The 25,945-nt window shown below is 59.1% G+C and carries 19 protein-coding genes and 1 other RNA gene; 13 read left to right on the top strand and 7 right to left on the bottom strand.

From position 1 onward, the window contains the following. Positions 1-100 precede the first annotated feature (100 nt). On the top strand, positions 101-1,354 hold the full coding sequence (locus tag JJB09_RS20655; protein WP_201662820.1) for a cyclopropane fatty acid synthase: 1,254 nt from the start codon (positions 101-103) through the stop codon (positions 1,352-1,354). A gap of 31 nt (positions 1,355-1,385) precedes the next feature. Continuing rightward, complete coding sequence (locus JJB09_RS20650; RefSeq protein ID WP_246748835.1) at positions 1,386-2,192, top strand: CatB-related O-acetyltransferase; 807 nt, start codon at positions 1,386-1,388, stop codon at positions 2,190-2,192. Between the two features lie 124 nt (positions 2,193-2,316). Here the strand turns inward: JJB09_RS20650 and JJB09_RS20645 are convergent, their stop codons facing one another. Next, complete coding sequence (locus tag JJB09_RS20645) at positions 2,317-4,956, bottom strand: ATP-dependent helicase (protein ID WP_201662817.1); 2,640 nt, start codon at positions 4,954-4,956, stop codon at positions 2,317-2,319. 180 nt (positions 4,957-5,136) lie between these two features. Here JJB09_RS20645 and JJB09_RS20640 point away from each other — a divergent pair, with 180 nt between their 5' ends. Genes JJB09_RS20640 through JJB09_RS20630 form a run of 3 tightly spaced genes read left to right on the top strand, consistent with a single transcriptional unit; the run spans position 5,137 to position 9,673 of the window. Beyond that, complete coding sequence (locus tag JJB09_RS20640; RefSeq protein ID WP_201662814.1) at positions 5,137-6,312, top strand: efflux RND transporter periplasmic adaptor subunit; 1,176 nt, start codon at positions 5,137-5,139, stop codon at positions 6,310-6,312. Next, positions 6,309-9,446 (top strand): efflux RND transporter permease subunit, encoded by a 3,138-nt coding sequence (locus JJB09_RS20635; protein WP_201662811.1) that lies wholly within the window; start codon positions 6,309-6,311, stop codon positions 9,444-9,446. The genes JJB09_RS20640 and JJB09_RS20635 overlap by 4 nt, the downstream gene beginning before the upstream one ends. A gap of 14 nt (positions 9,447-9,460) precedes the next feature. Then, entirely contained in the window at positions 9,461-9,673 is a 213-nt protein-coding gene (locus JJB09_RS20630; RefSeq protein WP_201662808.1) for a ribbon-helix-helix domain-containing protein, read from the top strand. 224 nt (positions 9,674-9,897) lie between these two features. Here JJB09_RS20630 and JJB09_RS20625 read toward each other — a convergent pair whose 3' ends face one another. Together JJB09_RS20625 and JJB09_RS20620 are read right to left on the bottom strand one after the other, a co-directional pair. Then, a complete protein-coding gene (locus JJB09_RS20625; RefSeq protein ID WP_201662805.1) occupies positions 9,898-13,530 on the bottom strand; it encodes an AsmA family protein in 3,633 nt (1,210 codons plus the stop codon). Between the two features lie 70 nt (positions 13,531-13,600). Next, positions 13,601-15,013: an FAD-binding oxidoreductase gene (locus JJB09_RS20620; RefSeq protein WP_201662802.1), complete on the bottom strand. Its 1,413-nt coding sequence runs from the start codon at positions 15,011-15,013 to the stop codon at positions 13,601-13,603. Positions 15,014-15,121: 108 nt separating this feature from the next. Between JJB09_RS20620 and JJB09_RS20615 the strand changes: the two genes are divergently transcribed. After that, on the top strand, positions 15,122-15,613 hold the full coding sequence (locus JJB09_RS20615) for a thioesterase family protein (protein ID WP_343229065.1): 492 nt from the start codon (positions 15,122-15,124) through the stop codon (positions 15,611-15,613). Between the two features lie 101 nt (positions 15,614-15,714). Here the strand turns inward: JJB09_RS20615 and JJB09_RS20610 are convergent, their stop codons facing one another. The 4 genes from JJB09_RS20610 to ssrA all read right to left on the bottom strand — a co-directional run bounded on the left by JJB09_RS20610 (position 15,715) and on the right by ssrA (position 20,096). After that, positions 15,715-18,669 (bottom strand): FG-GAP repeat protein, encoded by a 2,955-nt coding sequence (locus tag JJB09_RS20610; RefSeq protein WP_201662800.1) that lies wholly within the window; start codon positions 18,667-18,669, stop codon positions 15,715-15,717. A gap of 196 nt (positions 18,670-18,865) precedes the next feature. Continuing rightward, entirely contained in the window at positions 18,866-19,057 is a 192-nt protein-coding gene (locus tag JJB09_RS20605) for a DUF4169 family protein (protein ID WP_201662797.1), read from the bottom strand. Positions 19,058-19,072: 15 nt separating this feature from the next. Then, positions 19,073-19,579, bottom strand: coding sequence for an SspB family protein (locus tag JJB09_RS20600; RefSeq protein WP_201662794.1), 507 nt, complete (start codon positions 19,577-19,579; stop codon positions 19,073-19,075). A 162-nt stretch (positions 19,580-19,741) separates the two neighbouring features. Continuing rightward, positions 19,742-20,096, bottom strand: a transfer-messenger RNA (tmRNA) gene (gene ssrA, locus JJB09_RS20595). Positions 20,097-20,224: 128 nt separating this feature from the next. On the opposite strand from ssrA, the gene JJB09_RS20590 reads away from it, so the two are divergent. The 7 genes from JJB09_RS20590 to JJB09_RS20560 all read left to right on the top strand — a co-directional run bounded on the left by JJB09_RS20590 (position 20,225) and on the right by JJB09_RS20560 (position 25,866). Further along, complete coding sequence (locus JJB09_RS20590) at positions 20,225-20,533, top strand: DUF2853 family protein (RefSeq protein ID WP_201662791.1); 309 nt, start codon at positions 20,225-20,227, stop codon at positions 20,531-20,533. Positions 20,534-20,624: 91 nt separating this feature from the next. Next, positions 20,625-21,419, top strand: coding sequence for a thymidylate synthase (locus JJB09_RS20585; protein WP_201662788.1), 795 nt, complete (start codon positions 20,625-20,627; stop codon positions 21,417-21,419). Then, positions 21,416-21,922 (top strand): dihydrofolate reductase, encoded by a 507-nt coding sequence (locus JJB09_RS20580; RefSeq protein ID WP_201662785.1) that lies wholly within the window; start codon positions 21,416-21,418, stop codon positions 21,920-21,922. Before JJB09_RS20585 ends, JJB09_RS20580 begins: the two co-directional genes overlap by 4 nt. Positions 21,923-22,086: 164 nt before the next feature. Beyond that, positions 22,087-23,172 (top strand): FtsH protease activity modulator HflK, encoded by a 1,086-nt coding sequence (gene hflK, locus JJB09_RS20575; protein ID WP_201662782.1) that lies wholly within the window; start codon positions 22,087-22,089, stop codon positions 23,170-23,172. Continuing rightward, the gene (gene hflC / locus JJB09_RS20570) at positions 23,169-24,077 is read left to right on the top strand and encodes a protease modulator HflC (protein ID WP_201662779.1); all 909 of its coding nucleotides are present in this window, start codon (positions 23,169-23,171) and stop codon (positions 24,075-24,077) included. Before hflK ends, hflC begins: the two co-directional genes overlap by 4 nt. Beyond that, positions 24,074-24,262: a DUF2065 domain-containing protein gene (locus JJB09_RS20565; protein WP_201662776.1), complete on the top strand. Its 189-nt coding sequence runs from the start codon at positions 24,074-24,076 to the stop codon at positions 24,260-24,262. The genes hflC and JJB09_RS20565 overlap by 4 nt, the downstream gene beginning before the upstream one ends. A 50-nt stretch (positions 24,263-24,312) precedes the next feature. Beyond that, positions 24,313-25,866, top strand: a complete 1,554-nt coding sequence (locus tag JJB09_RS20560; protein WP_425523751.1) for a Do family serine endopeptidase — start codon at positions 24,313-24,315, stop codon at positions 25,864-25,866. Positions 25,867-25,945 lie beyond the last annotated feature (79 nt).

Below are 25,945 nucleotides of genomic sequence, written 5' to 3'. Positions count from 1 at the left end.
TCCATTGCGATCAGCGCTTGCTCCCGCCTTCGAACCCTCTAAAGTCCTGTACGTGTGGTCGTGATGACCTCCGTGATTGGCATCGCTCAGAGGAGAAGGCATGGCATCCGGTATCAGCATGATGATGAAAAAGGTGGTCCGCCAGGGATCGCTCAAATTGACCTCTGCCTCCGGTGTCGCTCAGACTTTTGGCGATGGCTCGGAGGCAACCATCTCCATCCGGTTTGCCGATGCCGAGGCCGAGCGCGCGGTCGCCACCGATCCGGCGCTGAAGCTCGGCGAGATGTACATGGATGGCCGCATGCTGGTCGAGGACGGCAATATCTTCGATTTCCTTTCCCTGCTCGCCCGCAACGGCATCCGCAAGGCCGCCACCCCGCGCATGATCGCGCAAGGCCTCGGCCGGATCGTCGCCGCCCAGTTTTCCGCGCGGCTTCCAATCAATCGCAATCTGCCCAACGTTTCGCACCACTACGACCTGAGCGCCAAGCTGTTCGACCTGTTCCTCGATCCGGACTGGCAGTATTCCTGCGCCTATTTCGAACCGGAAGGCATAAGCCTTGACGAAGCCCAACTCGCCAAGAAGCGCCACATCGCGGCCAAGCTCCAGCTTGCGCCCGGCCAGAAGGTGCTGGAGATTGGCTCGGGCTGGGGCGGGCTCGGTCTCTATCTCGCTGAAGCCGCAGGCGTCGACGTCACCGGCGTCACGCTTTCTGAGGAACAGCTCAAGGTATCCCGCGCCCGCGCTGCGAAACGCGACCTTGGCGACAAGGTCCGCTTCGAGCTGACCGACTACCGTCACCTGAAGGGCCAATACGACCGCATTGTTTCCGTCGGCATGTTCGAGCATGTCGGCGTCGGCAATTACCGCAACTTCTTCCGCAAGATCGCGGATGTTCTCGAAAAGAAGGGTGTCATGGTGCTGCACTCGATCGGCCGCACCAAGCCGAATCTCATGACGAATCCGTTCATCGAGAAATACATATTTCCCGGTGGTTATATCCCTTCGCTGGCGGAAGTCCTGCCGGCAGTCGAGAAGGCAGGGCTGCTGATCAAGGACATCGAGGTCCTACCCATGCACTATGCCTGGACGCTGCGCGCCTGGCGCGAGCGCTTCGTGTCGAAAAAGGCCGAAGCCATAGCGCTCTACGACGAGCGTTTCTTCCGCATGTGGGAATTCTACTTGGCGGTCTCGGAAGTCGCATTCCGCCACGACCGGCTGTTCATCTTCCAGATCCAGATCGCCCGCCATCAGGACATGGTGCCCTTCGACCGCAACTATATCGCGCGCAAGGAGGCTGCATTCAGGGCCTTCGAGGCGACGAGGGCGCCGCTGGAGAGGGTCGAGTATTGAGGTGCGACCCGGCCTGAACCGGCCGCGAGATTTGCCTGGCGTTACCGGACAGTCGAGATCCGGTTTCGAGCCTTTTCGCATTTTGTGGCAGCTGATATTTGTGGTCTCTAATTTGCCTGAGAATCACTGCTTCCGTTTCGAATGGCCTAAACAGGGAAACATAACTGAATTGTCTCTTCAAAACGCTCAAGACAAGCACTGGTCCAAAGTCGAACTTCTCCATGAGACGGTAAAAAATCCCAACATCCACGTTCGGGGAAACAACAGCTATTACAGCAATGCGTGGACCGGCTCATTCGAAGATAGCGTTGTTCGTTATCTCTATGGCGATGAATACAGCCTCGATGCTTGGGAGCCGCAATGGCCTATCGATCAGCTCTATATCGGCGATTATGTCTGCATCGGTGCCGAAGCGGTTATCCTTATGGGCGGAAATCACACCCATCGGACGGACTGGTTCAGTCTTTACCCGTTCGCCGAGGTCATTCTTGATGCCTATCTCGGGAAAGGGGACACGATCATCGGCAGCGGAGCATGGATTGGCATGCGGGCCATGATCATGCCGGGGATTACTATCGGTGAAGGCGCGGTGGTTGCCTCTGGAGCGATCGTCACGAAAGATGTTGCGCCCTACACGATCGTGGCTGGCAATCCGGCAGCGCCCATCCGCCAGCGTTTTCCTTCAGCGACGGTCGATTCCTTGGTCGCTTTGGGCATCTACGAATGGGAGAAGGCGAAGTTCGATGCACTAAAGCCCTACCTGTGTTCGAGCGATTTTGACGCACTCGTTGCCGCTTCGGCGAAATATGATCAGAGCCAGGGGCTCTTGCCCCGCTAGGATTGCACTTCCCAATTGGCGCCTGAGATGCTGGGAGCGGCAATCCGCTCTCGGCAGTCATTAGGGGGCACCGCGACATACGATAGCTTTGGAACCCGGAGCCGTCCGGGCCATCGCAGTCGCCTCATACCTTCTCGACAAACCCGTCCAGCACCCGCTTCTGGCCTGCACGGTCGAAATCGATCGTCAGTTTGTTGCCTTCGATGCCCGCGATGTTGCCGTTGCCGAACTTGATGTGGAACACCCGGTCGCCGACGGAGAAGGCCGAGGGGGTGTCGACCTTGGATTTGGCCACCAGTTCGCCCTGGATGACGCGGCCGGTCGGGCCTGCTTCGCCATAGCCGATACGCTCTACCTGATGGCCGGAGCGGTTGCCCCAGTTGTTGCGGGTGGCGTCGGTCTTGTTGGCCTGGGCGCGCTGCCAGCCGGGCGAAGAGTAGCCCGAAGAGAACGGCTCCTGCTTGTCGAAACGCGATTGGCCATACTGGTTGCGGCCGTAACCGCCATAGGACTGTTCGACTTCGGCGACCTCGACATGGTCCTCGGGTAATTCGTCGAGAAAGCGCGACGGAATGGTCGACTGCCAGAGGCCGTGGATGCGGCGGTTGGAGACGAACCAGATGTGCAGACGTTTCTTGGCGCGGGTGAGCCCGACATAGGCCAGCCGCCGCTCTTCCTCAAGCCCGTTGCGGCCGCCTTCGTCCAGCGCGCGCTGGTGGGGAAACAGGCCTTCTTCCCAGCCGGGCAGGAAGACGGTGTCGAATTCCAGCCCCTTGGCCGAATGCAGTGTCATGATCGACACCGCGTCCATGTTCTCGTTCTGCTCGGCATCCATGACCAGCGAGACGTGCTCGAGAAAGCCGCGCATCGACTCGAACTGCTCCATCGAGCGGATCAGTTCCTTGAGGTTGTCGAGCCGGCCCGGCGCTTCGGCCGACTTGTCGGCCTTCCACATGTCGGTATAGCCGCTCTCTTCAAGTATCTGTTCAGCAAGCTCGGTATGCGGAGTCGATTCAAGCAGTTGGCTCCAGCGCTTGAAGTTCACCACCACGTCGTAGAGAGACTTGCGCGCCTTGGGCTTCAGCTCCTCGGTTTCGACCATGTCGCCGGCCGCGGCCAGCATCGGAATGTCGCGGGCGCGGGCATAATCGTGCAGATGGCGAACTGTCGTGTCGCCCAGGCCGCGCTTGGGTGTGTTGATGATCCGCTCAAAAGCGAGATCGTCGGCGGGTTGGCAGACCAGTCGGAAATAGGCCATCGCATCGCGGATTTCCTGCCGCTCGTAAAAGCGCGGGCCGCCGATGACACGGTAGTTCAGTCCGAGCGTAACGAACCGGTCTTCGAATTCGCGCATCTGGAAGGACGCGCGGACCAGGATCGCCATGTTGTTGAGCGGGTGTTTTTGCCGCTGCAGCTGCTCGATTTCCTCACCGATGCCGCGGGCTTCCTCCTCGGAATCCCACGAGGCATGCACCTGCACCTTTTCGTCGTCGGGATCGGCGCGCTCGGTGAACAGCGTCTTGCCGAGCCGGCCCTCGTTGTGGGCGATCAGGTGGCCCGAGGCACCAAGAATATGCGCGGTCGAGCGATAGTTGCACTCCAGACGGATGACGGTGGCGCCGGGAAAATCCTTCTCGAAGCGCAGGATGTTGTCGATGTCGGCGCCGCGCCACCCATAGATCGCCTGGTCGTCGTCGCCGACGCAGCAGATGTTGACATGGGAGGAAGACCCCTCCCCAACCCTCCCCACAAGGGGGAGGGAGCTAACCTGTGGGTCGCTCCCGGGGAAGTCGTCATCAGCAAGCCGTGTATTTCGACCTGTCGCCGTGCTCGGAGCGTCGAGCCCCGCCCCCTTGTGGGGATGGGTTGGGGAGGGGTTCTTACCTTTCGGCCGCTGCGCCAAGAGCCTGAGCCACATGTACTGTGCTGTGTTAGTGTCCTGGTACTCGTCGACGAGAATGTAGCGGAAGCGGTTCTGGTAGTCTGCGAGGATATCCGGATTGTTCTTGAGGATGCGGATCGGATGCTGCAGCAGGTCGCCGAAATCGCAGGCATTCAGCCCGATCAGCCGGTTCTGGTAGGCGGTGTAGAGCTCGCGGCCCTTGCCGTTGCCGAACGCGCGGGCATCGCCTTCCGGAATCTGGTTTGGGTCCAGGCCCTTGTTCTTCCAGCCGTCGATCATCTGGGCGAACTGGCGCGCCGGCCAGCGCTTATCGTCGAGGCCTTCGGCCTGGATCAACTGCTTGAGCAGCCGGATCACGTCGTCGGTGTCGAGAATGCTGAAGTCGGACCGCAACGAGACGAGCTCGGCGTGGCGGCGCAGAAATTTCACGCCGATCGAATGGAAGGTGCCGAGCCAGGGCATGCCCTCGACCGCTTCACCGGCCAGATGAGTGATGCGCTCGCGCATTTCGCGGGCCGCCTTGTTGGTGAAGGTGACCGCAAGGATCTGGCTTGGAAATGCCCGGCCAGTCGCGAGGATGTGGGCGATGCGGGTGGTGAGCACGCGCGTCTTGCCGGTGCCGGCGCCCGCCAGCACCAGAACCGGGCCATCGAGCGTCTCGACAGCACGCAACTGTTCGGGGTTCAGGCCATCCAGATAAGTGGGCCGTGGGGCCGAAGCCTGGCGCGCGGCCATCGCGCGCGCTGCCAGTCCACTGGGAATTGCGCCAGCCTGAGGCCGCTCCGGTGCGGGATCAGGCTTTGCCGGGCGGGCGGTGGGCTCTTCATCGAAGAAGGGAATATCGTCAAAGCCGTTCATCATAGGGAGTTCCTTGTATGATTCGGCAATTTTTGGCAAAGCCTGGTCACGGTTTGTTCGCAATCTCCGTTCACGATTACATTACAATTCGTCCATGTGGCAAACGGAAACTTGCCGCTGGCAACCATATCTCAGATAAGCACATAGGGGGAGAGAATCCATGACCTTGGACGGAGTTACTTGATGCGCTTTGTCACCCAATTGCTAACCGGATTTGTTTTCTTCGTTGTCGGTGCACTGATCCTGCTGCATTTCATGCCGGGATCCGCCACGTTTGCGCGTAAGATCGGCATTCCGGAAGCGATCGTGTCGGTGGTCGCCCGCGAGGTGCCGGACGCCGGACCGGGCAACAATAGCCGTCGTGGGCAGAATGCTTCCGGGCCGCTGGTCGTCGTCGTCAAGCCCGCTTCGGATGGCAAGGTCAATGACCGGCTGAAGGCGATCGGCGATGGAGATGCCATCCGTTCCGTCGCGGTCACGCCACTAGTTTCCGGGCAAATCAGTGAATTGCGGATCCGACCGGGACAGAAGGTCAAGGCGGGCGACGTTATTGCGCGGCTTGACGACGATGTCGAAAAGATTGCGGTTTCCAAGGCAAAGGTGATCCTGGAAGGGGCGAAATCGATCCTGCGTCGAAGCGAGGATCTCAAGAAGATTATTTCCCGTGCCGATTACGATATCGCCGAGAGGGCCGTCGACACCGCGCGGCTGGCGGTGGCAGAAGCCGAACTCAACCTGGCGCGACGGGCGGTCCTTTCGCCGGTGACCGGCATTGCCGGTATCGTGAATTTCTCGGTCGGCGATTATGTGACCTTCAGTTCCGCCATCGTTACCATCGATGACCGCTCGCGCCTGCTGGTGGATTTCTGGGTGCCGGAGCGGTTTACCGGCCTCATTCGGGAAGGCATGACGGTGCAGGCCAATCCGATTGCGCGGCCCGGCGAAGTCTACTCGGGTACGATTTCGGCGATCGACAATCGTATCGATGCCGCAAGCCGGACCTTGCACATCCAGGCTGAAATTCCCAACGAGAATGATCAGTTGCGCGCTGGCCAATCCTTCGAGGTGGTGCTGAACCTTGGGGGCGACACCTGGCCTGCCGTTGATCCGCTTGCCATCCAATGGGACAGCAGCGGCTCCTATGTCTGGCGCGTCAAGGATCACAAGGTCGAGCGAGTGGCTGCCAGCGTCATCGAGCGCAACCCGGACAAGGTGCTGGTGGACGCGGCAATCAAGCCGGGCGACATGATCGTCACCGAGGGGCTGCAGCGTCTGAGCAACGGCGCCACTGTCAAGATCTTTGGCGAGAAGGAGGCCGCTGACAAGGTCGCCGATGCCAACAAGGCAGCAGCCCAATGAGCGCGGCCTCCAAACTGCAGGGCGCGTTTTCCGCCTCCCTGTTCGTGCGCCGGCCAATTCTGGCGCTGGTGCTCAATGCATTGATCGTGGTTGCCGGTCTTGCGGCCTTTCGCGGCATCGAGGTGCGCGAGCTTCCGTCCGTAGATCAACCTGTCATTACCGTCCGCACTGTTCTCGAAGGCGCCGCACCGGAAACCATCGACCGGGAAGTGACCGACGTCATCGAGGGGGCGGTCGCCCGGGTTACCGGCCTGAAATCCGTTTCGTCGTCGTCGTCGTTCGGCAACAGCCGGGTAACGCTCGAATTTTCCGACACCACCGATCTGGCTACGGCTGCCGCTGACGTACGCGATGCGCTGAGCCGTGTCACCAATACATTGCCCGACGATGCCGAGGCGCCGAGGATCATCAAGGCGGATGCCGATTCCCAGCCCGTGATGCGGCTTGCCGTCACGTCATCGACAATGAAGGCGGAAGACCTGACTGTTTACGTCGAGGACAACATCGAGTCCCGGCTGGCCGCGGTCGACGGGGTTGCCGACGTTCAGTATTTCGGCGAAAAGCAGAAAGCTTTCCGCATCGATGTCAATCAGGCCAAGCTTGCCAGCCGTGGGCTGACGGTGGCAAACCTGAAAACTGCGCTTTCCACCGCCGCGCTGGATGTGCCGGCAGGCTCTATAGAAAGTGCGACGACTGACATCGTGGTACGGGCGACATCGGATATCACCACGCCCGAGCAATTCATGGCCGTTGTCGTCGACGGCAAGGTGCGGCTTGGAGACGTTGCCGATGTTACGCTTGGCGCGGAAGACGGCACCTCGTCCATGCGCTCCAACGGCATTTCCGGGGTGGGGCTGGGCATCATCCGGCAGGCACAATCCAACACGCTCGATATCTCCAAGGGCATCCGTGCCGCCGTCGATACACTTTCCAAAACCCTGCCGGAGGGCATGCAGGTTCGTGTCACCAGCGACGATGCAAATTTCATCCGTGGCGCCATTCACGAGGTTGTGGTGTCGCTGATACTCGCCGTCGTCATTGTCATCGCGGTCATCTACCTGTTCCTGCGCAGCCTGCGGGCCACTCTTATCCCGACGATCACCATGCCGGTGGCGTTGATCGGCGCGTTGGCGGCGATCTATCTCGCCGGATTTTCCATCAATATCCTGACTTTGCTGGCGATCGTGCTGGCTACCGGCATGGTGGTCGACGATGCCATCGTTGTGCTGGAAAACATCGTGCGATACCGCTCACAGGGCATGGGGCCGCGCGCTGCCGCCGTTATCGGAACCACCCAGGTCTTCTTCGCGGTCGTGGCGACCACGATCACGCTTGCGGCAGTCTTCGTACCGCTGGCGTTCCTGCCAGGACAGGCGGGGGGACTGTTCCGCGAATTCGGTTTTGCCTTGGCCATATCGGTGTTGTTGTCGGGGGTGGTGGCGCTGACGCTTTGCCCCATGCTGGCGTCACGGATGATCGGCGAGCACGATATCGAAGCTGAAGACCGGGGATTGCTGGCAATGTTCGGCCGCGCCTTTGCCAAGGCCTACGAGAAATCACTTGGCGTTCTGCTCGCTGTGCCGGGAATCGTGATCGCGGCCTCGGTGCTGATTTCATTTGCCGCGGTCGTCACCTTCTTTTCTCTCGGCCAGGAACTGACTCCGCAGGAGGATCGCTCAATCATCATGGTCCGTGCCCAGACGCCGCAGGGCACGAGCCTGGCATACACGGAGGAGCAGCTGCGCAAGGTCGAGGCGCAACTGACGCCTCTTATCGACAGCGGCGAGATCGTCAACGTCTTCACGATCAGCGGGCAGGGGGGATCCTCCAACAGCGGCTTCATGGTGTTGACGCTGGCGCCGTGGGAAAAACGGGTGCGGACGCAAGCCGAGATCTCGGCCGATGTACGCAAGGCGTTGCGGGTTGCGCCCGCATTGCAGGCCAATGTCGTCCAGCCAAACAGTCTCGGCATTCGCGGCGCCGGCAGTGGCCTCAATTTCGCACTGACCGGAACCGACTACGACACGCTCTACCAGAACGCGGCCAAGATGATCGACGGGCTCAATGCGAGCGGCCGGTTCGAGCTCGTCCGGCTCGAAGCCGACCCGACCCAGGCGCAGATATCGGTCAATATCGATCGCGAGAAGGCGGCCGATATCGGCATCGACATTGCCGGTCTGTCCGACGCGTTGCAGGCGCTTCTCGACGGCACAAGCATCGGCGACGTGTACATCGGGGGCCGCAGTATTTCGATCCTGCTGGTTTCTTCAGGTAATCCCATCAACGACCCGCAGGATCTGGAAAACATATTCCTCAAGGCCAAGGATGGAAAATTCGTACCAATGTCGGCGGTCGCGACACTCAAGGAGCGATCGATCCCGCCGCAGCTGGCGCGCGAAAACCAGACACGCTCGGTCTCCATCATCGCTATCCCCAAGGACGGATTCGGGCTTGGCGATGCGCTGGCGCTGACACGTCAAATCGGTGACAGCACGTTGCAGCCTGGTGTCAGCATCCTGCCGCTGTCGGAAGCAGCGACGCTTAACGACAATTCGTCGGGCATGGCGGCTGTCTTCGGGTTTGCGCTGGTCATCATCTTCCTGGTGCTGGCAGCACAGTTTGAGAGCTTCCTCTCGGCCATCATTATCATGTCGACTGTGCCACTCGGCCTCGCTTGCGCGGTCTTCGCGATGCTTCTGACCGGTCAGAGTATCAATATCTACAGCCAGATCGGATTGGTGATGCTGGTTGGTATCATGGCCAAGAACGGCATCCTGATCGTCGAATTCGCCAACCAGTTGCGCGACGACGGCCAGAGCGTGAGGGACGCCATTCGCAATGCGTGCCGCATTCGCCTGCGGCCGGTCATGATGACGATGATCGCCACGGTGCTTGGCGGCGTACCGCTCATTCTCGCCTCGGGAGCAGGCGCCGAGGCGCGTATTGCGCTCGGCTGGGTCATCGTCGGCGGACTGGGACTGGCGACGCTGGTGACGCTCTACATCACGCCGGTCGCCTACCTGCTGCTTGCCGGCCTCAGTAAACCGCATGCGCATGAAGAAGAGCGGATAGACCGCGAGATGGCGGCTATCGAAGATACCGAAAAACAGCCGCCTGCCTTGGCAGCGGAGTGAAATCGGGTGACTGGATGATCCGCAAATATTCGACCACGCTGCACGGCCATCGGACCTCCTTTTCCCTCGAGGAGGAGTTCCATAGCGCGCTGCGGGCGATCGCGGACCGGCGGGGTCAATCATTGGCCAGCCTGATTGCCGCGGTGGATGAGACGCGCGACGAAAGCATGAATCTTTCCTCGGCGCTGCGCGTGTTTGTGCTGCGCACGCTGAAGGCGGATGTGTGATTTGCAGAAATTACGGGAGGCAGCCGCGTTTGCGGCGCCTTACCTCTCCCCCTGAGGGAGGGGATCGTTCGACCCCAAGAGGGATAGCCGATCGGCTGGACGATCTTGGTGAGGGGGAGACGCGTGTCTATGAAAGCTTCGCATGAATCGAGAAATAAGCAGGAACCTTCGGAGATTGATTCCGTTTGTCTTGTTAGGGCTTTGTTTTTGTTGCGTTTCTGTATTTACTGGAGTGGCGCGCTGAAGTCGAAGTTGTCGACAGCCGGATTGTCGAGCCTCAACTGCTTGCTCTTTTGCCTCTCCTCCTCCTCCTGGCGGGCAATCTGGGCCCGCTTTTCCTGTGCCTGGCGAAACAGCCTTTCTTCGGCGGCGGCCTTTTCCTTCAAGCGCAGGCGCTCGGCCTCTCTTGCACGATAGAGTCCGGTTTCACGCCTAAGGCGCTGTTTTTCTGCCATTTTCGCCTGCAGTATTTCAACCCGGCGTCGCTCCTGCTCGAACTTGCGCAGTGAAAGGAAGCTGGTCATCTGCGTGATGTCGACCGATCGTTCCGGAGCAACGAGTGGTCCCGTCCAGCCAAGCGTCACCAAGGGATCGGCACCCGCCAGAGCCTGATCGCCCGGATTGAATTTCAGATCGACCCGGGACTCCATCTGGGCGTCTTCCAGCGACAGGCCGGTCTGGGCGTCGATCGATACTCGGGCATTCTCCGCATTGATCTTGTCGGCGCGCAGCCGTGCACCAGTGATGGTGAAGGGGATGTCGAGCGACTGCAAATGCATTGCACCGTTGAAGAGAGCCGGTTCGACAATCGGCCGGACAGTGGATTCGGATATGTCACCCTGGACGAGGTCCGCTGCACCGAGGACATCGCCGAGAGCATGATCGTTGAGGCCACGGATGTTCAAGTCGCTGAGGCGCATGGCGCCGGAGCCCGTCGCGGTTTCAAGCATGGCTTGCGGACTGGTTCCGGTGCTGTCGATGACGACAGCCAGGTTCGTCTTTGCCGAGATGGCGGGTTCACCCGCATACTGCCAGAAGGTGGTTTTGAGGGCAGCATTGTCGATGTTGAGGCTCGCCCGTAGGAATGCATTGCCGTCGGTGTTGCCCAACTCGACCTTGCCCTTGAAACGCCCGGTCGAAAACGCACCTGATGAATCGGAAATCGTTACGCGGCCGGGCAGGGCGGTAAGGGTGCCGCGAAAATCATCTACATCGCCGAGATTGCCAAGCTGGAACTTTCTGGCAGACAAGGCAAGGGTGGCGTCCGCGGGCAGGCCGGTGACCTTCGGCACCGCAAGTGCTGACAATTCCCCGGTCAAGGGATCGGTAATCTGCCCGTAGACGCTCTCCGCCAACCATAGAAGGTCGACCGAATTGAATTTGAGATTGCCGGCAAAGGACGAGCTTCCCTGTTTGCGATCGAAACTGACGATGCCGGAAAAGGCGTTGCCATCGGCATCGCCATCGATGCTGTCTAGCGTCACGGCCTCGGGCGCCGCATAGATATGGGCGGTCGCAGCGAATGGAAGGCCTTCGCTGATGCGAGGGAGCGTCATGCTGGACATTATGAGGTAGGGAGCGAGATCGCCACTATCGACCGTCAGCGCGTAGGAGCCGTTGAGGAAGTGTTGTGCATCGAGCGCCGATTGCCCTTCCACGCGGATGGTGGTCGTGCCTGAAGTGTAATCCAGCATGATCTGCGGATCTGCATCCTCCGGCTGGTTTACCTTCAGTTTCAGTACGCCGTCCTGATCCGCATCGAAAGGTATCGTAGGCACCCCGGCCTGACCAAGCAGGACCCAGGCATCGGGGTTGCTCAGGCTTGCATCGATCGACAGGCCCTGCGGGTCGCTGAGATGCAGCGACTGAGCCGCCAGCTTTGCCTGCAGCTGGCTGCCATGGGTGGTGCCGGTCAGGGTTGCCTCGACCGGCCAATCGCCCTTGCCAATCGCCAGTTCCAGCATCAGGTCGCTGTCGGCGAAGTACGGCGCGCTGGCTGCAAGCCGCCGCAATGCGGGGTGCGGAGGCAGCCTGTCGGCCGCAAGCGCCAACAATGCAGACGCATCGGAAGCCTGGACGGATATCTTGGCATTGCCCGCCGGCTTGTCGCCGAGCCCGGCCATTCCGGCTTCTGCTTCGACCCGAGCGCCGTAGAAATCACCAATCGAGACCCGTGCCGCGGAAACTCCACCCTCGGCAAGCGTGAATGTCGTGTTGAAATCCCCGGCCTGGACGCCGAAGGCGGAGAATTTGTCGAACTTCAGCCGCGCTGCGATCCTGTGGTCAATGAGCGATTTCGGCGAGGCTTCGCCGGTCAGCAGACCGCCCAGCGCCATGACCGTGTCGAGGTCAAAGGCATTGCCGGAAAGCTCGGCTGACAGCGACGGCGCCTGGCCGTCATAGATCTGGTGTTCGAGCCGGCCTTTCAGAGTTGCCGGGCCGAAGGCAATTTCCAGGTTTTCAAAGCGCTGGAGATCGGGCGTCAGGCTGACATTGGCGGAAAACCCGGCAGTCTTCAGCTTGCGCACCGTTTCCGGTACCGCGCCTGTGACCCATTCCGCAAATCCGGACGGTTGGCGCGAGGCAAGCAACAGCTCGCCTTCAAAGGATTGGCTTGCAGCGAGCGTCAGCTTGCCTTTGGCGTTCAGCACGGTGCGGCCGGGTAGCTGCGCTTCTGCGTCGTCCACCAGCCAACCGTTGCGGTCCGGCCGCATCGACAGTCTGATCTCGCGGATGACGGTATCGCCGGCGATCAGCGCCGGAAGGCGGATGTCGGCCTTACCCGGCATTGGCGGAATGGGAACATCGGCGGCGAGCGTCAGCAGTGCATTCAGCCGATCTCTGAACGGAATCACTGTTTGCTGGTTGTCGCCCGTTGCTTCCGGGTTGGCCCCCAGCCGGCCCAAGTCTATCTGCTGGCCTACTGCGGTAAGCAGGAAATCGGGTTGGCGTCCGGCATCGATGGTCGCTTCGCCGGTCACAATATAGGGGTCGGCCGGATTGCCCATCTGGAATTCGTATTTTCCAATCCGGAGACGATCGTTGAACAGTTCGAACTCGCCGGAAATGCGTGGGGCAGCGGACTGGGCCTCGGCCTCTGCCTGGGCGGCGGTCTCGCTGCGATATTTTTCCCGGATGCGAAAGCTGCCGGCATAGTTGGGCCGGAAATTCTTGAGGCCAAGTGAGCCATCCAGCTCAGCCACGATGCCTGGAGCCTCCGGCAAAAGCCGAAGTTTGAGAAACATCCGCCCATTTTCAGGAACGCTGGTGTTCATCACGAAACTGCCGGATTGCCCATCGACGGCGCCGGCCCCCGAAACTTTCCATGGGCCGGCCAGCGTCTTGGCGGAAAGCTGCATGTCGAGGCCGGTCACATGGCGGTTGTGGCCGGTCTGTTCATCGATAATCTGCACTTCGCCGTTGCTGACCGTCACCTTCTCCAGCACGACGGTCGAGGCAGGGATTTGCGGAACTCCGGTCTTGACCCAGTCGAACGTGCCGTCCTCGGTGAGGCGCAGCTTCACCTTGGGATTTTCGATATGCATGTTGTAGATCAGGGCTTCGCCACTCAGGAAGGGAGCGAGTTCTGTTTCCATCGTGAACCGCTCGGCGGTAACGAGCGCCTCGCCACCGCCGGTTTCTCCGACGCGAACGTCGTTCATCGTCACCATGGGGAAGGGCAGCAATCGCGCATCGACTGACCCGTGCACAACGACTTTCTTGCCGATGATCCGGCTTGCTTGGGTCTCGAAGTCCTTTCGGAAGTCCGTCCAGTCGATGAAATAGGGGGCCAGCAGCGCGGCAAAAAGCGCGACCACCAGAACACCACCTATGAAAACCAGAATCCGGCCAAGCACTTCGGTCTATTCCTTACCGTTTTGCCTCAAGGTAAAGGCCATGGGTCGTCAAGTGCAAGCCGCAAGTTGGTTAATCCAGCGCGAAGATCTTGCCGGGATTGAGAATGTTCTTCGGGTCAAGCGAGCGCTTGATCTGGCGCATGACGTCGACGGCGCCGCCCAGCTCTGCCACCAGGAATTCCTGCTTGCCCTGACCGATGCCGTGCTCACCGGTGCAGGTTCCGTCCATGGCAAGCGCACGGGAGTTGAGACGGGCAATGAAGTCTTCCGCAGCTGCGATTTCCGCCGGATTGTCGGCGTCGATGACCAGCGAAACATGGAAATTGCCATCGCCGACATGGCCGACAATCGGGCCCAGCAGGCCGTGCGCCTCGATATCGGCTTCGGTCTGGGTGATGCACTCGGCAAGCCGCGAGATCGGCACGCAGACGTCGGTGGCGATGACAGTGCCGCCCTGTCGCAAGCCCTTTGCCGACCAGAAGACGTTGTGGCGGGCCTTCCAGATCTTTGCACGTTCCTCGGGGTTCGCGGTCCACTGGAACTCGCTCGATCCGTTGTCACGGGCGATCTCGCCAAAAGCTTCCGATTGCAGCTTCACCGATGCTGGCGAGCCGTGGAACTCGAGAAACAGCGACGGCAGTTCCGGCAACGCCAGCCCCGAATAGGCATTGCAGGCGCGCACCTGCGGCGGGTTCATCAGTTCGATGCGCGCGACAGGGATGCCCAGCTGGATGGTCATGATCACGGCTTCGCACGCCTGCTGCAGAGTTGGGAAATTGCAGTACCCCCCGGCGATCTCTTCCGGGATGCCCTGCAGCCTGAGCGTCACCGATGTCAGGATGCCCAATGTGCCTTCCGCCCCCACAAGAAGCCGCGTCAGGTCGTAGCCGGCCGACGACTTGCGGGCACGGTGGGCGGTGCGAATTTCCTCGCCGTCGGCCATGACTGCCGTCACTGCCAGGACATTGTCCTTCATCGTGCCGTAGCGCACGGCATTGGTGCCGGAGGCACGGGTCGACGCCATGCCGCCGATCGTGGCATTGGCGCCGGGATCGATAGGGAAAAACAGGCCGGTGTCGCGCAGATACTCGTTGAGTTCCTCGCGGGTGATGCCGGCCTCCACAGTGCAGTCCAGGTCTTCGGCATTCACCGACAGCACCTTGTTCATGCGGGTGAAGTCGAGCGAAATGCCTCCCGAAGGCGCATTGGTCTGGCCTTCCAGCGAAGAGCCGGCGCCGAAGGGAATGATCGGCACCTCATGCTGGCCTGCGAGCCGGACGACGGACTTCACATCCTCGACGGTTTCGACAAATACTACGCCATCAGGCAGTTGCGACGGCACCCATGTGGTCGTGTGGCAATGTTGCGCCCGTATGGCCTCGCCGGTTTGGAAACGCTCTCCGAACCGCGTGCGCAGGTCCTCCGACATCGCCTGAATTCCAGTGTCGTTGCGGGTGCCGGGTCGAAGAGCAGAAATTCCCATTGTGAAGTCCTGAAGCTGCAGACTGGAAGGTATTCCAATATCTTGTGTTTGTTTGGTGGATGAGTAATGTTCCAATCATTGTTTAATGTCTAGCCGGTGAAATCATTGTTGACGACCAATCCAGCCAATTTCGACACGCCCGTCATCGGACCCGAGATGACGGTAGAAGAGCAGTGGATCGACTATAACGACCACCTCAATCTCGCCTACTACAACGTCCTGTTCGACCGTACCGGGGACTTCGCTGTCGATATCCTAAATTGCGGTGAAGCCTATCGCCGGGCAACCAACCACACCCTCATGACGGCGGAGGCGCATGTCACCTATATCAGGGAACTCAAGAAGGGCGAGAAGGTGCGCGGTACATTCCGCCTGATCGATGCCGATGAAAAGCGCATGCATATCTACTACGAACTTTTCCACAGCGACGGCTGGCTCTCGGCGGCGTCGGAGAACATGATGCTGCATGTCGATCTGTCCGGTCCGAAGGTGAAGCCGTTCCCCGAGCAGGTCCAAGCCGACATCCAGACGATGCTGCTCTACCACCGGTCGCTGCCTAGGCCGAAATATCTCGGCCGCACGATTGGCATCAAGCGGTAGTGCGCGAGTGCCCAAAGGTCTGCAGCGTTTTCAACCAGAGCTTCATCCTGAGTCAATAACCAGAGCCAAGCCTCTGAAAGAGCTTCGCTATCGCGTTTTCGTCAAAGCACCGTCATGTCCGCGCTAACAGCGATGCTGGCGAATGTCCGGTTGCCATCTGTAAGATTGTAGGTGTCGAAATCGCCGCCCGCAACGCCGTTGAGATAGACATTCTCATGATCGAGCTCCCATTCGGCATTCTTCGCAGCGTAGTCTAACAACTGCAGCAGGTCGTCTGAGTTACCTTTGACGACCAGATTGTTGATGCTTTCAGCGCTGGTGAAGTCGCTATTGCCGCGTGAGGAAAAATGGAAGATGTCGGCTGCAGAAATCAGCAGGCCATTGCTTCCTGTGCCGGTGAGATTGAACTGCTCGATGCCACACATCTGGGAATTGCTGAAGTTACGTGCATCCAGTACAACACCGGAACCATTGAATTCTACCGTGTCCAGGCCGCCTCTGCCGGCCCGGATCTGTCTGAAGTTAGCGTCACCAATTCGGATGACATCATTGCCACCGCCGCCTCGGAAGATGTCCTCACCGCCTTTGCCGTCAAGTGTGTCGTCGCTGGCGCCACCAATCAGAACTTCAGCAGCCGGAGTTCCTGTTTGCGCGACCGAACCCGTGGCAGAACCTCCTTCATTTCCGTAAATGATGTAAACGACGCCTCGCTTGTTTGACGACCCGGAATCTGCCTCCAGGGCAAGCACCAAGTCGTCGAAACCGTCGCCGTTTAGGTCTCCGGCAGACGATATATTCACTTGGGGGCCCCTGACGCTACCATATTTATCCAGATCCACTCTGATCAGGAGGCCATTTTCGTGTTTCAACCTGTCGATTTCCAGTGTTCGCACACCATCGACCACCTCGCCGAACTCGTCCGCAGTGCCGAAAATAACCCTGACATCGCCGCCGCCGGACACGACAAAATCGCCGTAGCCGTCGCCATTGAAATCGCCGGCAGTCGTAGCAACATCGCCCAAACTACGCCTGTTCGACATCGTGTCTGTCAGCAAAACGGCTCTATCCGGCTCCAACTGGTAAGGATCGACGGTCGAAATGTACGAGCCAGCATGGCCAAAGATCAGAAATACTCCTGCAGGATGCCGGTCTGCCCAAGGGACACTGACAATGAGATCGTCATAGCCATCGGCATTGAAGTCACCTATGCCGGTGGTGGAATGGCCACCTATCGTCTCATGCTCCACGACAAAGCCGTCTTCCGGTCGAAGGTTCTGAAGAGCCAGGATGGACTGGCCACCGATCGTCTCGCCCAGACCACCCTGTTTGCCAAAGATCACGTATTCGCTGCCGATGTAGCCTCGACTGCCTGATCGTTCTGCACCCACTATAAAGTCACCGAGCCCATCGCCATTGATGTCGCCCGCGGATTTTACGTGCGGGCCGGCGCGGCCAGTCGCCGGATCGCCGCGAACGAGGAAGCCTTGATCCGGGTTTAGATCTTCTATGTCGAGATTGGCGCGTCCTTGATAGATGTATTTTGCAAGCTCTGTTCCTCCGTAGAGGACGTAAGCACCGCCATTGGGCATCGACGACGAGTTGGCGCCAATTACAATGTCATCCACTCCATCGCCATTGACGTCGCCGATGGAATTCAGTGCATCGAATGAAAGGCCCCAGACACTTGTGCTCTGCACAACAACCCCGAGAGACTCGTCGAGATCCTGGAACGTGATCACCGGCCGGTTCGCAACATCGACCAATGTCGGGCCGGATTTGGCGCCGTAGATGATCGCGTAGCCAAAGAAGCCGTTAGAGAAAGCCCCAATCGCGAAATCGTCTATTCCATCGCCATTCAGATCGCCGGCCGGGCCTGTCACAGTGGAGAAACCGTCCAGCACAAACCCATCGCTTGCGGTCAGGCTCTTCAGGTCGGGCATATGGCCAGCCCAATCAGACCGGCCATAAAGAACGAAGGTCTTTCCTCGTTCTGCAGAAATGGCGATGTCGTCAAGTCCATCGCCATTGATGTCTCCGAGCACGACAGCGTTCGAACCGAACGTATCCTCAGGGGCGCCGATGATCGTTGCCCCCTCGGTGGTGCTCAGTTTTTCGGCGACCAACGGCTTGACGAACTCCACGTGGTAACTTTCGGATGCCTTTCTGAAGTTTTCGAGACCGAAATCCGCAATTGCGGTCAACGCATAGGAACCGCCGCTTTCAATCTTGAAATTGCCGGCAAAGTACCAACTGCCTTTTCTGTCGGCGATCGTTTGACCAAGGACGGTATCGCCGAACACGATGGTAATCGTTGCGAAAGGATCGGAGCGTCCGTAAACGGTGCTTCTCCCCTCGTAAATGGCGTGGGGCTTGTCTTCACGGGTATCGCCAATGGAGGTTATTGTCGGCGTTGCGAAATCCATCCGGTCGATGGAGAAGTTTTTCCAGACAATCTTCTCGATCGTGTCGTCGACGAAGGTCGTCAGGTTCGGGGCGATCCCCGACATCCTGTGATAGTCTCCATCTCTGAGAAGAATTCCGTTCTCTTTGTAAACAATCTCGAAGTATTTGAAATTCACATTGAATGTAACGGTGTCCTTGCCCGTTCCGCCATCGATGACTTTGTTTCGGTAGTTGACTTCAAATATGTCATCGCCGGCTGCGCCGATCGCCGTGCCACCAGTGCCGAGCAGGAAGTAATCATTGCCACTGCCACCGTTCAGCACGCTGCGGCTCGTTCCACCCCTGAGATAGTCATCGCCCGTTCCGCCAAAAGCCTGGCTGGGGCTTGAGCCCATGTAGAGGTAGTCGTTGCCGCTTCCGCCGTAGAGTGTGTTTGCGCCGAAGGTATCCGAGATACTGTCGTTGTCGGCGCCCCCGTAGATGATGTCGTTACCGCGCCAGCCGTTGAGGAAGTCGGTGCCCACCAGGCCCTTGATGATGTCATCGGTTATGGTCCCGACAATCTGGTCGATGCCTCCCGTGCCGAGGATGACCTTGGCGCCTAGCTTTTCGGCGCCTGGAAACATTTCCAGGGTTGTTTCAGATAAATTCAATTCAGCAACATCGTGATGCTTGCCGCGGCGTCCGGGAAAGGAACCCATACTAAATGCTCATGCAATGAATGGTTTTGATAATGACTAGATTAAAACATCCGCGGCATCAACCCGTGGTTGGGTTTTCTTGGCGCTGATGGCTTGTTTTGGCCGGGCAGGCGAAAGCTTCCGGTGAGAGGGTCTGGGAATGCGGTCTTCAGGAATCTTTTGGTCCGTCCAGCTTTCCCTGGTCCAGCGCTCTTTCGGCCTTGTCGTTCAGGGTACGGGTCAGGGTCTTCTCGGCCTTGGTGCGGCCAAACTGCAGGCGATTGGCATCGGCAACCTTTTCCTTTTCCACACGCGCTTTCTGCTTGCGGAACTGGCGAAGGTTGACGATGTCGCCTGTCATATCCGTCTCCGGAAATCAGTTCTTCTTGCGGAATGCGTCGAGCGATACGACCGAGCCGCCGGCCTTGGATTCGCCATCCTTGGGCGCTTCGGCGGCAGGTGAGCCATCCTCGCTGACCGGATAGGCGGTGATCTCCGCGCTTTCCTCTTCCTCGGCCTCGCCCATGGCTACGTCGAATTCCAGTTCGAAGTTGACGGACGGGTCATAGAAGCCGCGCACGGCCGCAAACGGCACCGTCAGTTTCTCCGGCTTGTCGGAGAAGGAGAGTCCGATTTCGAAATAGGTCTCGGTAACCTTGAGTTCCCAGAACTGGTGCTGGACGACAATGGTCATCTGCTCGGGATATTTGGCCTTCAGGTGCTGGGAAATGCGAACGCCCGGCGCCTGAGTCAGGAAGGTGATGAAGAAGTGGTGATCGGCGGGCAGGCTGCCGGTGGCGGCCACTTCGGACAGCACCTTGCGAATGACGCCGCGAAGCGCATCCTGTGCCAAAATATCGTAGCGGATGTGATCCTGCCCCATGTTGATTCCTGTCTTCCAGTCTCTGAATTGTCGTCAACTATGCCATTTTCCTGTTGCTTGGCAAAGGTTTTATGGCACTGAACCACATGTGAACTGTGCAATATTTCAGCAAAAGCACTGACAAGGCCCAGAACTGTTGCGTGATGTCGGTAGAAGGGATGAAGTGAAGGCTTCTGTTGCCAGGTGCCTTCGAACCCCGCCTTACGGTGCTACCCGCAAGGACTTGATTTGAAGAGTCGCACTGCGATTAAGCAGCGAGACGAACTTCAGCATAGTTGTCGTTTGCAACTACAATATAGCCCGATAACGGTGGTACAATGCCGAGCAAAAAGTCGATCTTTACGCCCTTGTCGATCCTATTTCGCCCCCATCAAAAACCGGTCTGACCGATCGGTTTTTGGTGGAGGCGCCGGGTACCGCCCCCGGGTCCAATGGGTTTATTTCACCGCCCGTTTATTGCCATAGCCGGCGAACCGGCACTCTCTATATAGGACGTCGGCTCCGGTTTGAAAAGGGAATAACGCCGCTTTTTCGATCTTGTCCAAGATGGCCGCAAACCGGAAAAATCGAACAAATGGCCGAGCCTTGACAGGTTGTATGCCTTGGAGCACTCTCGCGGTGCATTGAACCCCAAGGGAGAAGAGCATGACGGACTACCTTGCTGACGTACGCAAATACGATACCTCGGCCGATGAAGCTGTTGTCGCCAAGATCGTCAAGCATCTGGGCATCGCGTTGCGCAATCGGGACTCGTCGCTGGTCTCGGCCACTGACCAGACCGAGCTCGACAGGGTAGAGGAAAAGTGGTGCGGCAAGAAGCTCGGCGTGACCGGCCCATCTGCGAAGGCTGCCGTCGCTGCCGCCGCAACGGCAATGAAGGCTGACAGCTCCAAGTCGCGCGTGACCTTCTACTATCTCGTTGCGAAGGAACTCGGCAAACTCGGCTCCCTCTAGACGAAATTTCGCTGGAGTACGCAACTCTGCGGGTTGGAGCCTGGCGGCGACGGGCCTATATTGAGGCTAACGGAATCGTCAGGCGGCCACCATGAAGCAATATCTCGAACTGCTCTCCCACGTGCTCGAAAACGGCACTGACCGCGGCGACCGCACCGGAACGGGCACGCGCTCGGTGTTCGGCCACCAGATGCGCTTTGATCTTTCCCAGGGCTTTCCGGTCACGACGACCAAGAAGCTGCACCTCAAGTCCATCATTCATGAATTGCTCTGGTTCCTGCGTGGCGACACCAATATCGCCTACCTCAAGCAGAACGGCGTTTCCATCTGGGACGAGTGGGCCGACGAGAAGGGCGAGCTTGGACCGGTCTATGGTTATCAATGGCGCTCATGGCCGGCACCGGATGGTCGCCATATCGACCAGATTGCCAATCTGATCGAAGGCCTCAAGACCAATCCCTATTCGCGCCGCCACATCGTTTCGGCGTGGAATCCGGCGCTGGTCGACGAGATGGCGCTGCCACCCTGTCACGCGCTGTTCCAGTTCTATGTCGCCGATGGCAAGCTTTCCTGCCAGCTCTACCAGCGTTCGGGCGACATTTTTCTCGGTGTGCCGTTCAATATCGCCTCCTACGCGCTTTTGACCATGATGGTGGCGCAGGTCGCGGGGATGGAGCCGGGAGACTTCATTCTTACGCTCGGCGATGCGCATATCTATGCCAATCATTTCGAGCAAGCCAAGCTGCAGCTCAGCCGTACGCCGAAAGCGCTGCCGCAGATGCGGATCAATCCGGATGTCCGGGATCTCTTTGAATTCCGCTTCGAGGATTTCGAGCTCATCGGCTATGAGGCCGATGCCCACATCAAGGCACCGGTGGCAGTATGATCGTTTCTCTCGTCGTTGCTATGGCCAACAATGGTGTGATCGGTCGGGACAACGGCCTGCCGTGGCGGCTTTCCTCGGACCTCAAGCGCTTCAAGGCGATGACGGTAGGCAAGCCGGTCGTGATGGGTCGCAAATGCTACGATTCCATCGGTCGGCCGCTTCCGGGCAGGCCAAATATCGCTATTACCCGCAGTCCCGACTTTAAGGCGGATGGTATCCTGACGGCGCATTCGCTGGAAGAGGGGCTGGCGCTCGCGGCAGCAGAGGCGAAAGCCTTGGGCGGGGAGGAAATCTGCGTTATCGGCGGCGGCGAGATTTATCGACAGGCGATGGCGAGTGCCGACCTGCTGCATGTTACGCACGTCCTGGCGGAAATCGACGGCGACACTTTCTTCCCAGATATCGATTCCAGCACGTGGAATGCTGTTCATTCCGAGGAGCAGCCGGCAGGCGAGCGCGATGAATATCCGACGCGCTTCGTCACATACCAGAAGATGCGCTGACCTCGGCAATTTCCACCGTTCGACCGCAAACATATTTTCATCAAAAATGGCTGTTCTCTGGCAGCATGCGTTGAAACGAACCCCGGGGATACCTATAACGGGTTTCGGGAAGGCGGTCGCTCGGAAAGCGGGCGGTCTGATGTTTATTTAGTAGCGAGGTATGAATGCCCTGGAGCAATCAGAATGGCGGCGGCCCTTGGGGCGGCGGCAAGAACCAGGGCCCTTGGGGACAAGGGCCGAACCGGCCACGCGGGGGCGGCAACACGCCACCCGATCTCGACGAGATCATCCGCCGCGGCCAGGATCGGCTCAAGAATGTATTGCCGGGCGGCTTCAACAGCGGCGTTGCGCTGCTGATTGCCGTGCTTGCGGTCGGCTTCTGGCTGACACAGGCGGTCTATACCGTGCAGCCTGATGAGCGCGGCGTTGAATCCGTGTTCGGCAAGCCCAAGGATTCCGTTGCGGAGCCTGGCCTGCATTTCATGTTCTGGCCAGTTGAAACGGTCGAACTTGTCAACGTGACCGAACAACAGCAGAAAATCGGGGCTTCCGGAACGGGCCAGCAGGGCGAAGGCTTGATGCTGACCGGCGATCAGAACGTCGTCAATGTCCAGTTCTCGTTGCTGTTTTCCGTCACCGACCCGCGCGCCTATCTTTATAACGTCGCCGAACCCGGCAAGACGCTCGCCCAGGTGGCGGATAGCGTGATGCGCGAAGTGGTCGGCCGCCGTCCGGCACAGGACATTTTCCGTGACAACCGTCAGGCGATCGCCCAGGAAGTCAAGGATCATATCCAGCTGACGATCGACAACTACCATGCCGGTATTGCGGTCAACACCGTCTCGATCGAAGACGTGTCGCCGCCGCGCGAAGTTTCCAGCGCCTTCGATGAAGTCCAGCGTGCCGAACAGGACGAGGACAAGATGATCGAACAGGCCAACCAGTACGCCAACAAGGTTCGCGGTGAAGCCAACGGTGAAGCGGCCCAGATTCGCGAAAAGGCGGCCGCCTACAAGAACCAGGTCGTCAAGGAAGCCGAAGGTGAAGCCCAGCGGTTCCTGGCCGTCTATGAACAATACAAGAAGGCGCCCGAGATTACCCGCAAGCGCATCTATCTAGAAACAATGGAAAAAGTTCTGCAGAATTCGAAGAAAGTGATCACGGACAGCACTGCGGCCAACAATGGCGTGTTGCCGATCCTGCCGCTCAACGACCTTGCCAAACCAACTGACAAGGGAGCCACGAAATGAGCAACCGGATCACCATTTCTGCAGCAATAGCCTTCGTTCTCCTGTTGCTTGCTTTTTCCTCGTTCTACGTTGTCAACGCTCGCCAACAGGCAATCGTGATCCGCTTCGGTCAGATCACCGATGTAAAGACCGAGCCCGGCGTGTATTTCAAGCTGCCCTTCGCCTTCCTCGACGCTGATCGGGTGCAGTACGTTTCCAACCAGGAAATGCGCATGGACCTCGATAACATGCGCGTCCAGGTTTCCGGCGGCAAGTTCTATGAAGTCGACGCTTTCGTGGTCTACCGCATCTCCAACCCGCGGCTGTTCCGCCAGGTTGCTTCGGGTGACGTCGCCCAGGCAGAATCCCGCCTGCGCACCCGTCTCGATTCGGCGCTTCGCCGCGTCTACGGTCTGCGCGGCTTCGAAGCCGCACTGTCCAATGAGCGCGCATCGATGATGAAGGAAGTCCGCAACGACATCACCAAGGATGCGGAATCCCTCGGCCTGACGATTACCGATGTCCGGATCCGCCGTACGGACCTGACGAAGGAAGTCTCGCAGCAGACCTTCGACCGCATGAAGGCAGAACGCCTGGCCGAAGCCGAAGCCATTCGCGCCCGCGGTAATGAAGGCGCACAGCGCCGGCAGGCCGTGGCCGATCGTGGCAAGGCTGAAATCATCGCTGCGGCGACCAAGGACGCACAGATCCTGCGTGGTCAGGGCGAAGCCGAGCGCAACCGTGTCTTCGGTGAAGCTTTCACGATGGATCCGGAATTCTATGCCTTCTACCGTTCGATGGCTGCTTATTCGCAGGCGCTCGGCGGTGGGGACGCGACGATGGTTCTTTCGCCCAATTCGGAATTCTTCCAGTATTTCAACAGTGAAGTTCCGAAGAAAGCCGACGCTCCGGCTGCCGCTGAATGAACGACGTCCTGACCGGACTGGCATTCTTTCTTGTGATCGAGGGGTTGCTCTATGCGGCAGCCCCTTCTTTCGTCAAGAAGTTGGCTACAGTGTTGCCAATGATTCCCGAACGGCAACTGAGAACGACGGGATTGATAGCGATGGCGCTTGGCGTGGCTGGAATCTGGCTCATACGCGGCGCCTGAAAAATGCACTGGCCCGCAGTTGACGGGCAGCGGAGGCAGGAATGGCAGCAATGCAGGCGCGTAAATCCCGGGTTCTCAAGGCCGGACTTTCCTTGACGGTCATCTCGGCGCTGCTTGCCGGCACAGCCCTTCAGCCGCTCGCGGCGCAGGAAACGACAGGTTCGCAGCGCACCCAGCACGGCCCTGAATCAGTAGCCGACCTTGCCGAAAGTCTGACGGGTGCTGTGGTCAATATTGCCATTACTCAAAGTGTGAAGCCGGAAGGCGACGAGGGTTTTCCCTCGCCGAACCTGCCCGAAGGCGGCCCGTTCGAGGATCTGTTCAACGACTACTTCAAGGGTAAGGACAAGGACGGCGCCAAGACTGCGCGCAAGGTCAGTTCGCTTGGCTCGGGCTTCGTCATCGACCCGAGCGGCTATATCGTCACCAACAATCACGTTATCGAAGGCGCGACCGAAATCGAGGCCAATTTTGCCAACGGCACCAAGCTGAAAGCGAAACTGGTCGGAACAGACACCAAGACCGATATCGCCGTTCTCAAGGTAGAGCCGAAGAAGCCGCTGACTTTCGTCAAGCTGGGCGATTCCCGCAAGATGAGGATCGGCGACTGGGTGATGGCGATCGGTAACCCATTCGGGCTCGGCGGCTCGGTTTCCGTGGGCATCGTCTCGGCGCGCAACCGCAATATCAATGCCGGCCCTTACGACAATTTCATCCAGACCGATGCGGCGATCAATCGCGGCAATTCGGGCGGACCGTTGTTCAACATGTATGGCGATGTGATCGGCATCAACACAGCCATCATTTCTCCCAGCGGCGGTTCCATCGGCATCGGCTTTGCGGTGCCTACCGAAATTGCCGCCAATGTCATCAATCAACTCAAGGAGTTCGGCGAAGCACGGCGCGGTTGGCTGGGTGTGCGCATCCAGCCTGTGACTGACGAGATGATTGCCGACCTTAAAATGGATGCGCCGCGCGGTGCACTGGTGTCTGGCATCGTCAAGGGTGGCCCGGTGGACAATGGCACCGTCAAAACCGGCGACATCATCTTGAAGCTTGATGGAAACGACGTCGTGGAGATGCGTGACCTGACGCGCATCGTCGCCGAGAGCCCGATCGGAAAGCCGCTCGAGGCCGTAATCCTGCGCGACGGCAAGGAAATCAAAGTGATGGTTACACTCGGCCGCCAGACGGACGAGGCTGCCAAACCGGCGGATGCAAAGCCCGTGCAGGAAAGCACCGAGGAAGAGGTCGAACCTGACGAAAGCATGCCCACGGACCCCGATACCACGGTTCCCGAGCCGTCTGTCGATACGCTGCAACTCAGCCTTTCGGTGCTGAATGCGGAAACCCGCAAGCAGTTCAATATTCCCGATAGCGTGGAGGGCGTGCTGATCACCGACGTTCCGCAAACCAGCGCAGCCTACGAGAAGGGGATCCGCAAGGGCGATGTCATTGTCGAGATTGCGCAGGAATTCGTCGATACGCCGGACGCCGTGACCTCCAAGGTTGGCGAACTCAAGCAGAACGATCGCCGCAACGCCTATCTGATGATCGCCAACAACAAGGGTGAACTGCGGCTGGTGGCCGTACCGCTGGATTGAGGCGCGTCCGTTGCGCCGCGGCTGCGAGACTTTGAAGGATGTTTAACGTATAGCGTATTCCTGGATTACTCCTTGGTAC

It is taken from the genome of Phytoamicus setariae, from assembly GCF_016722925.1.
GTDB classification, from domain to species: Bacteria; Pseudomonadota; Alphaproteobacteria; order Rhizobiales; family Rhizobiaceae; genus Rhizobium_E; species Rhizobium_E setariae.
The sequence above is the reverse complement of the archived record's forward strand: the minus strand, read 5'-3'. Positions and strand labels throughout refer to the sequence as shown.

What these genes read in the sequence shown, in the direction of transcription:
- JJB09_RS20605 (WP_201662797.1), bottom strand. Translation starts at nt 19,057, where the DNA reads ATGACAGGCGACATCGTCAACCTTCGCCAGTTCCGCAAGCAGAAAGCG.
- JJB09_RS20565 (WP_201662776.1), top strand. Translation starts at nt 24,074, where the DNA reads ATGAACGACGTCCTGACCGGACTGGCATTCTTTCTTGTGATCGAGGGG.
- JJB09_RS20590 (WP_201662791.1), top strand. Translation starts at nt 20,225, where the DNA reads ATGACGGACTACCTTGCTGACGTACGCAAATACGATACCTCGGCCGAT.
- JJB09_RS20645 (WP_201662817.1), bottom strand. Translation starts at nt 4,956, where the DNA reads ATGATGAACGGCTTTGACGATATTCCCTTCTTCGATGAAGAGCCCACC.
- JJB09_RS20580 (WP_201662785.1), top strand. Translation starts at nt 21,416, where the DNA reads ATGATCGTTTCTCTCGTCGTTGCTATGGCCAACAATGGTGTGATCGGT.
- JJB09_RS20635 (WP_201662811.1), top strand. Translation starts at nt 6,309, where the DNA reads ATGAGCGCGGCCTCCAAACTGCAGGGCGCGTTTTCCGCCTCCCTGTTC.
- JJB09_RS20600 (WP_201662794.1), bottom strand. Translation starts at nt 19,579, where the DNA reads ATGGGGCAGGATCACATCCGCTACGATATTTTGGCACAGGATGCGCTT.
- JJB09_RS20560 (WP_425523751.1), top strand. Translation starts at nt 24,313, where the DNA reads ATGCAGGCGCGTAAATCCCGGGTTCTCAAGGCCGGACTTTCCTTGACG.
- hflK (WP_201662782.1), top strand. Translation starts at nt 22,087, where the DNA reads ATGCCCTGGAGCAATCAGAATGGCGGCGGCCCTTGGGGCGGCGGCAAG.
- hflC (WP_201662779.1), top strand. Translation starts at nt 23,169, where the DNA reads ATGAGCAACCGGATCACCATTTCTGCAGCAATAGCCTTCGTTCTCCTG.
- JJB09_RS20585 (WP_201662788.1), top strand. Translation starts at nt 20,625, where the DNA reads ATGAAGCAATATCTCGAACTGCTCTCCCACGTGCTCGAAAACGGCACT.
- JJB09_RS20620 (WP_201662802.1), bottom strand. Translation starts at nt 15,013, where the DNA reads ATGGGAATTTCTGCTCTTCGACCCGGCACCCGCAACGACACTGGAATT.
- JJB09_RS20640 (WP_201662814.1), top strand. Translation starts at nt 5,137, where the DNA reads ATGCGCTTTGTCACCCAATTGCTAACCGGATTTGTTTTCTTCGTTGTC.
- JJB09_RS20655 (WP_201662820.1), top strand. Translation starts at nt 101, where the DNA reads ATGGCATCCGGTATCAGCATGATGATGAAAAAGGTGGTCCGCCAGGGA.
- JJB09_RS20630 (WP_201662808.1), top strand. Translation starts at nt 9,461, where the DNA reads ATGATCCGCAAATATTCGACCACGCTGCACGGCCATCGGACCTCCTTT.